Raw genomic sequence first — 7,561 nt, 5'->3', positions numbered from 1 at the left:
TGGGTATGGAAGTAATGCACGAGCGTAACGCTCACAACTTCCCTCTAGATTTGGCTGCTGGTGATGTTGCTCCTGTTGCTCTTACCGCTCCTGCTATCAACGGTTAATTCTCTAGTTTCGCTAAATCGAAAAGCGCTCTCCCTTTCGGGAGGGCGCTTTTTGTTTATATGCATTCGGAATTGGATTGCAAAATTTCACCAACTAGCAACTGCACACAGCGATCGCGCAGAATCCCCACTTCAATTACAGACCATTTTGCTAGCATTTTCATGCTCACATCATCTCTGTAAGTCGGACTTAATTTTACAGAGTCTCAAAGAGGCGATGCCTGCGGCAGGCGGACTGCGCTCCTCACAGTTCACCTCGCCAACCTGACAGGCTCAAAACTACACCACTCATAACCTAGCTGTATAACGACTGAACTCACTAGTCATCAGGTCAACCGAATTTTTAGGTTAATAATATTGTAATATCGACTAATATTCCAAATATGGCATATCAGTTCAGGGTGTGAGGAACCTGTGGTGAGTGAAGAATGGCAGATTATTTACTACCAAGAGGTAGATGGGACTCAACCAGTTGAGGAGTTCTTCAATGATCCTTCGCTCACCAAGGGCGAATTAAAGCAGTTTCAAGTGCGCCTTTACTATCTAAAAAACAAAGGATTAGCCTTACAGCGCGAGCGCTCGGACATCTTAGACAAAATAGAGACACAAAATAATCTTTATGAATTACGTTTGGATAACACTCTTAACAATATCCGCATCTTCCTCTGTGCTCTAACAGATAAGCGTCTAATTTTGCTGCACGCTTTTAAGAAAAAGGGGAACATCCCAATTTTGTAAATTTACCAAAATCGTTACTTGTCATTGCGAATGAAGCGATCGCAAACTACAGATGTTGCGATCGCTTTGCTTCACTGCGTTCCGTGCCCTACGGGTTCTCCGAAAGAGTACGCAATGACAAATTATGTTTTTACACATTTGGGATGCTCCCAGAAAAAGGGGAATAGAACTCCACTAAAACAAATTAATATTGCAGCTAAAAGGCGAGATTTTATAGAAGCGAAGGAGGATAAAACAGATGAGCAATAATCCCCATCTAGGCGGCGATGCTGCTAGTTTGGCTTACCAGTTAAATCGTGTGAAAGAGCTAGAAGACGCAATACGTTCACTTGCAAAATTCCGTACCTTAAAGGACGAGAGTTTTTACCAAAACTTAAAGGACTGCGGATTGTCTGAACTAGCACGTGAATTACAAAAGTCATCCTATAAGTACTCATCGGGTCAGAATATTAAATAACCAATCTAAAAAATCTTGTAAAAGTGTCATCATAGTTAAAGTGAAAACATTCTGGAGACAAGACAACGGTTTACGCACGCCCTTTAGCACGATTAATTGAACAATTGCAACGCCTACCAGGAGTTGGCCCCAAAAGTGCCCAACGACTGGCTTTGCATATTTTGAAGCGACCAGAAGCAGAAGTAGAAGCTTTAGCACAAGCTTTAGTTGAGGCAAAAAAACAGATAGGCTTGTGTTCTGTTTGTTTTCACTTATCTGCTGAACCTGTTTGTGAAATTTGCCGCAATGCCAACCGTGACAATAGCACTATTTGTGTTGTAGCAGATCCTCGCGATGTGATTGCGCTGGAAAAAACCCGCGAATACAAAGGCAAATATCACGTTTTAGGCGGGGTGATTTCACCAATTGATGGAATTGGCCCAGATCAGTTGAATATACTGGCTTTGCAGCGCCGGGTGAGTCAGCAAAAACCTCAAGAGGTAATTCTAGCAATTAGTCCGAGTGTAGAAGGGGAGACAACAACACTGTATATCGGTCAGCTACTTAAACCATTTACTAAGGTGACGCGAATTGCTTTTGGTTTACCTGTGGGTGGCGATTTGGAGTATGCAGATGAAGTGACTTTGGCGAGAGCGTTGGAAGGACGGCGGGAATTAGATTAAATTTTAGTCAAAGTCAAATGACTTTTTAGTAGTCTGTCCCATAAATGTTGTTAAGCTGCTAGATCCCGGACTTCTTGAAGAAGTCCGGGATCTGAACACCACTAACCTTTAGTCATAATTTTGCCTTAGTAAATCTGCAATTGAGGTGAGTAATTCAGTTGGTTGTACTGGTTTGGCAATGTGTTTCTGAAAACCTGCTGCTAAGACTCGATCGCGATCGCTTTCTCCAGCATAGGCGGTAAGAGCGATCGCCGGAATTTCCCCGCCTTTCTCTTTGGGCATGGCTCTCAGCTGCTTGATCAGGCTGTAGCCATCTATTTCTGGCATTCCTAAATCACTGATTAATAAATTAGGTGCAGCCTGTGCTATAATGCGTACCGCCTCATTTACAGATGCCGCAGCAGTTATCAATGCCCCATTCTGTTGTAGCAAGAAGTGCAGAAACTCTCGTGTGTCAACATCATCATCGACAATCAAAATTCGTAGTCCGCTGAGAACTGACAAGTTAGATTTTTGCCTTACTTCCCCTGTCCCTACTCCCTCACTTTCCTTCATCACGGGCAGTCTAATAGTAAAAACTGCTCCCTGTCCAATTCCTGGACTAGCTGCTGTTGCGGTACCACCATGCAACTCTACTAAGTGATAAACTATGGCCAATCCCAATCCCAGTCCCCCAAATTTCCTGGTTGTGCTGCTATCAGCTTGACGAAAATATTCAAATACGTGGGGTAGGAATTCAGGGGAAATACCTTGACCTGTGTCTTTAACTTGAATTATTGCTGAGTCGGAAGAAAATTCACGACTCAATGATAGGCTAACTTCCACTGAACCACGAGAGGGAGTAAACTTGACTGCGTTTGAGAGTAAATTCCCCACAACTTGCTGTAAACGATTATAATCGCCTAACACTTTACCAACATTGGGATCAACCTGTACTTTAATCTGGATAGATTTGGTTTCGGCAATTAACCTGACTGTCTCCAATGCAGCATCAATTACAGCTACTAAGTTAACAGTGGCAAAAGTCAGGTTCAACTTACCGCGAATAATTCGAGATACATCTAGCAACTCATCAATTAATTGAATCTGCAATTGAGCATTTCTTTCGATGGTTTCTAAAGCACGATTTGTAGTCACTTCATCAAATTTGCGGCTTTTGAGTAGTGATGACCACCCTAAAATCGGGTTGAGGGGCGATCGCAATTCATGGGAGAGAATGGCGAGAAAATCATCTTTATTCCGGTTTGCCTGTTTGAGTTCCTCTGCTTGTTGTCTGAGTGCCTTTTCTAATTGCTTCCTGGGAGTTAAGTCAAAAATAAAACAGATCCAAGATGCCGGATCTTGCTCTACCAAAGCACCACCGATTAGTATGGGAATGCGAGAACCATCTTTGCGGATGTATTCTTTTTCAAAGGGAGTACATATCCCAACCGTTAAAAGTTGCTCTAGTCCTTGCCGATCGAGAGCGTGATATTCTGGTGGGGTAATGTTTTGTCTGCGTATTTTACCCGCTAATAGTTCCGCTCGCGTATAACCCACCATTTCTAAAAAAGCCTCGTTCGCCTCAGTAATGCGATCGGGAGTGGCGAACATAATACCAATAATATTGGAATCAACTAACCGCCTTAATTGAGTTTCGCGCTGGCGCAAATCATTTTCTACTTGTTTTCGCTGGGTAATATCTTGGGTAGTACCCATCATCCGTACTGCCATACCCTCGGCATCATAAAAAATGCGACCTTTAGCAGCAATCCAATGAATGCTACCATCAGACCAAAGGATGCGGTATTCTATGTCACAGTCAACCTTTTCTTCAATACAGCAGGCGATCGCTTCATGAATGCATTGGCGGTCTTCTGGATGTACACAGTTGAGGAAAATCTCAAAACTGATTTCGGCTTCTAAGGAAATTCCAAACAGCTGCCGACATTTCTCTGTCCAAATTACCTCGTTGGTTGCGATATTCCAAAACCACATACCCAGTTCGGCAGCATTAGTAGCCAACCGAATCCGTTCTTCACTCTCACGCAGATTTGTTTCAATTTGCTGGCGTTCCTGTAGCGCCGCTTGCTGTTCGGTAATATCAGTAGTAGCACCAACTACCCTAACTACCTGACCATTTGCATCCCGGACTGCAAACCCGTGGTCTTGCACCCACAAATAGCGGCCATCCTGGTGACGCACTCGATACTCAATCCTATAACGGTTTCCATTGGCCATACTAGCCATGAACTGGTCATTAACTTTTTGTTGGTCATCGGGGTGGATACGTTGTTGCCACCACTCAAAGGTTGGTTCAGTTTCTTGTTGTGTGTAGCCAAAAACCTGGGTTAGACCCTGAGTTCTTTCCACAGTATTTCTGCCAATCTCCCAGTCATAGATTAGGCAATTAACCGCCGCAGCTGCTAACTCAAACCTTTCATTACTTTGTCGTAGGGAAATTTCTATATATCGTCGCTCTGTAATATCAAAAGCGATCCCCAAAATATATTGCGGCAATCCATCAGCATTTATGGTGTGTACAGTGTCATGGCTACAAAACCAGCGCCATTCTCCATTAGCGTGTCGAATCCGGTATTCAAAGCTGAGGACTTCACCTTGACGAACAGAATTAAATTTTTCAAGGTAGCTAGGGAGTCGCGCCAAATCTTCAGGGTGTAGAAGCTGGGTAAAATCCTTTCCCATTGCCTGGATTTCAGCTGGTGTATAGCCCCAGCTTTGAGCAATTTCGTAATTAACGTAATAATTTCGCTGCTCAATTAAGTCATAAATATAGAGTATCCCTGGAAGAGTGCCAGCAATTTGTTGAAACAGACGGTGACTATCCCAAAGTGTTTGAAATTCATCTGTATTAACTCCTTGAGTATCTAGTTTACAGTTACCATTCTCCTCAAGCTGGGCGTCCTTAGATTCCGTAATATCCGAAAAAGTCGTGACGATCGCATAGAGATTGCTTCCTTCTGCTTGAAACAGAGGTTGGGAGGAAAACAATAGCCAGACTAGTTCACCATTTGGCTGATAAAAGCCACACACCACATTTAAACAAGGTTTACCTGTATTTTTGGTAACACTTATAGGGTGAGTTTCACTGAGTAAAGGAGTGCCATCTTCATGAATAAATTGCCACTTGGGATCGAGCAAATTTTGTCCCACAAGCTGTTGTGTGGTTAGTCCCAAAATGCGATCGCCAGCGACATTACAAGCCTGGATAGTGCCATCAGCCAACTGAAGCAGCACTCCCTCTTCTCCATTGGCGACTAGTGAATAATTGGCTTTTTTACTAACTTGCCGATGCAGCAGCTTGTCATTAGCCAGCTGGTTCTGGGACTTTTCCGCGTCTGGCATTCTATAAAGTTAAATAAATTTAGAGTTAATCTAAGATTCGGCGGCTCATACTTACATAAATTTTAGGGCAATTTCTTCAAATTTGAGCCAAAAATAGCGATCGCTACTTCTATCACCGAAATAGTGCTGTTAGCGGATAGCTAAGTTTTAGCCCGCGCTGAATAACTCGGCTTAGAGTAAAAAAAGTAATAATCGTACTCAGCACTCTTAAATCAGCACTCAGCACTCATTACTCCTCAATCAACCCCCAACATGAATACCAGGTCGCATTTCGGGATTCTTTTCAGCCCGCCGCAGTACTTCACGGGTAACTACAGCAATGTCACCTTCGCCAAACAAGATAAAACGCAGTAAGTATTGTATGGGATTTCCCTCAACCCAACCGAAATAAGCATGGGGAATCTTACCTGTTTGGTCACGAATATAGAGTAGTAAAGCTGCGATCGCATTTGGTACTGCTGCACTTTCAGCCCGGAGAATGCGATAATCACCAACTTGCACTCCTTTGACTACAATCACATCCGCAAATTCCGAAGCATCTGATACATGAACCTCTAGAAACAGAATTGGATCGTCAGGTGGAATATGGTTGTCGTCGCGCACCTCTTTCTCTTTCATAAAATACTCAAGTACATCGCCTGTATTCAATCGGTTTGCAATTAACCTTATTGCCCCCTGACTCTCTTCAGCAAGGAATTGGGCAGCAAGTTCGTCAACTTCAATTCGTTCTGCTCGCAGTTCCGTTGAACGCCAAACACGAGAAACCAGCGAGGTAAAAATGATCGCACCGATGAAAAACCCAGCGATCCTAATCCCTTCTGGTCTTTCGATAATATTGACAATGGTGGTATATAAAAATAACAGTGTAATGATTCCAAAAACGAGTTTGGCCCGCTTCTGTCTATGACGGTGAGCTGATAGGGTGACGGCAAAGGCGGCTGAGGTGATTAACACAAGTACACCAGTTGCGTAAGCTCCACCTTGGGCTTCTACACTTGCTTTAAAGATAATTGTGACAACAAAAGCGATCGCTGTGTAGACTAACACCAAAGGTCGCGTTGCTCGTGCCCAATTGGGAGCCATACCATAGCGTGGTAGGTAGCGAGGCACAATATTCAACAGCCCTGCCATTGCAGACGCACCGGCAAACCACAAAATAGAAATAGTACTTAAATCGTAAATAGTGCCAAAGGCATTGCCTAAATGAAGATGTGCTAAATAAGCAAGGGCCCGTCCGTTGGCTTTGCCTCCAGATGCAAACTCTGCGGTTGGAATCAGTAAAGTAGTTATAAAGCTGGTGGTGAGCAAAAAGAAGCTCATAATCAAAGCAGCAGTGGTAAGCAGCTTGCGTGTATTCCGAATTCGCCCTTTGGGATGCTGCGGAGTGCTGTTATTGCTGCCTTTTACCAGAGGCATAACGGTAACACCAGTCTCAAAACCTGACAATCCCAGTGCTAGTTTGGGGAATATAAGCAGAGAGATACCAATTAATATTAAAGGGTTGGAATGGTGTGCAAAAAGTGCAGTTTGCCAATTTGCGATCGCTTCTGGGTGAGCTAAAATCTGATACAGACCGACGCTAACAACAATCAAATTTAACAGCAGATAAACTGCCACCAAAACTACTGCAATCCCAATGGCTTCTCGGAAACCTCTCAAGAAAACTGCACCTAGTAATGCAACTAATACCAGAGTAACTGCGATCGTCTGACTGTGAAACCAAATTGGTGTCAGCGGATTTTCGATGATATGGGCAGTAGCATCTGCAGCCGACAAAGTAATGGTAATAATAAAGTCAGTTGCTACAAAGCCAAGTAAACACAGCACCAGTAATTTGCCTTGCCACCAGGGGAGCAAACGCTCTAACATAGCGATCGACCCTTCACCATGAGGGCTTTCAGCAGCAATGCGCCGATAGATTGGCAATGCTCCAAAGAGCGTCAGCAAAACCAGAATTAGGGTAGCTATAGGAGAAAGAGCGCCAGCCGCCAGTGCTGCAATCCCAGGTTGATAACCAAGGGTCGAGAAATAATCTACACCAGTCAAGCACATTACCTGCCACCAAGAATGCTGGCGATGTGGTTCTTCTTTGCGGTAAGGCCCTTCCTTCTCTCGTCGTCGGTCTTCTTCAAGCAACCACTGGATTAACTGGTTGCCGAGCCGTTTTGTTGAAACAATTGAATTAGCCATCAAATACGGTTGTGTTACAAAAGTCGGCTTTGTGATTTTTTTAAGCCTTTGTAGTTTATTTA

5 protein-coding genes and 1 pseudogene are annotated in these 7,561 nt (G+C 43.7%); 4 read left to right on the top strand and 2 right to left on the bottom strand.

Annotated features, from left to right (window positions below; translation table 11 throughout):
- From HWQ39_RS32860 to recR, 4 genes and pseudogenes are all read left to right on the top strand, one after another.
- A pseudogene (locus HWQ39_RS32860) lies at positions 1–107 on the top strand (photosystem II protein D1); the annotation flags it as partial.
- Between the two features lie 414 nt (positions 108–521).
- Positions 522–845 carry a type II toxin-antitoxin system RelE/ParE family toxin gene (locus HWQ39_RS32855; RefSeq protein ID WP_292854166.1) on the top strand — a complete coding sequence of 108 codons (324 nt, stop codon included), beginning with the start codon at positions 522–524 and terminating at the stop codon, positions 843–845.
- A 238-nt stretch (positions 846–1,083) separates the two neighbouring features.
- The gene (locus HWQ39_RS32850) at positions 1,084–1,302 is read left to right on the top strand and encodes a hypothetical protein (protein WP_292854164.1); all 219 of its coding nucleotides are present in this window, start codon (positions 1,084–1,086) and stop codon (positions 1,300–1,302) included.
- A gap of 104 nt (positions 1,303–1,406) precedes the next feature.
- Positions 1,407–1,964 (top strand): recombination mediator RecR, encoded by a 558-nt coding sequence (recR, locus tag HWQ39_RS32845; RefSeq protein WP_292731513.1) that lies wholly within the window; start codon positions 1,407–1,409, stop codon positions 1,962–1,964.
- A gap of 108 nt (positions 1,965–2,072) precedes the next feature.
- Here recR and HWQ39_RS32840 read toward each other — a convergent pair whose 3' ends face one another.
- Together HWQ39_RS32840 and HWQ39_RS32835 are read right to left on the bottom strand one after the other, a co-directional pair.
- Positions 2,073–5,309: a PAS domain-containing protein gene (locus HWQ39_RS32840; RefSeq protein ID WP_292854162.1), complete on the bottom strand. Its 3,237-nt coding sequence runs from the start codon at positions 5,307–5,309 to the stop codon at positions 2,073–2,075.
- A gap of 240 nt (positions 5,310–5,549) precedes the next feature.
- A complete protein-coding gene (locus tag HWQ39_RS32835; RefSeq protein WP_292854160.1) occupies positions 5,550–7,499 on the bottom strand; it encodes an amino acid transporter in 1,950 nt (649 codons plus the stop codon).
- Positions 7,500–7,561: the final 62 nt, after the last annotated feature.

Origin of the sequence: Nostoc sp. NMS8, assembly GCF_017115045.1 — a bacterium.
GTDB lineage: Bacteria > Cyanobacteriota > Cyanobacteriia > Cyanobacteriales > Nostocaceae > Nostoc.
The sequence above is the reverse complement of the archived record's forward strand: the minus strand, read 5'-3'. Positions and strand labels throughout refer to the sequence as shown.

What these genes read in the sequence shown, in the direction of transcription:
- HWQ39_RS32840 (WP_292854162.1), bottom strand. Translation starts at nt 5,309, where the DNA reads ATGCCAGACGCGGAAAAGTCCCAGAACCAGCTGGCTAATGACAAGCTG.
- HWQ39_RS32850 (WP_292854164.1), top strand. Translation starts at nt 1,084, where the DNA reads ATGAGCAATAATCCCCATCTAGGCGGCGATGCTGCTAGTTTGGCTTAC.
- HWQ39_RS32835 (WP_292854160.1), bottom strand. Translation starts at nt 7,499, where the DNA reads ATGGCTAATTCAATTGTTTCAACAAAACGGCTCGGCAACCAGTTAATC.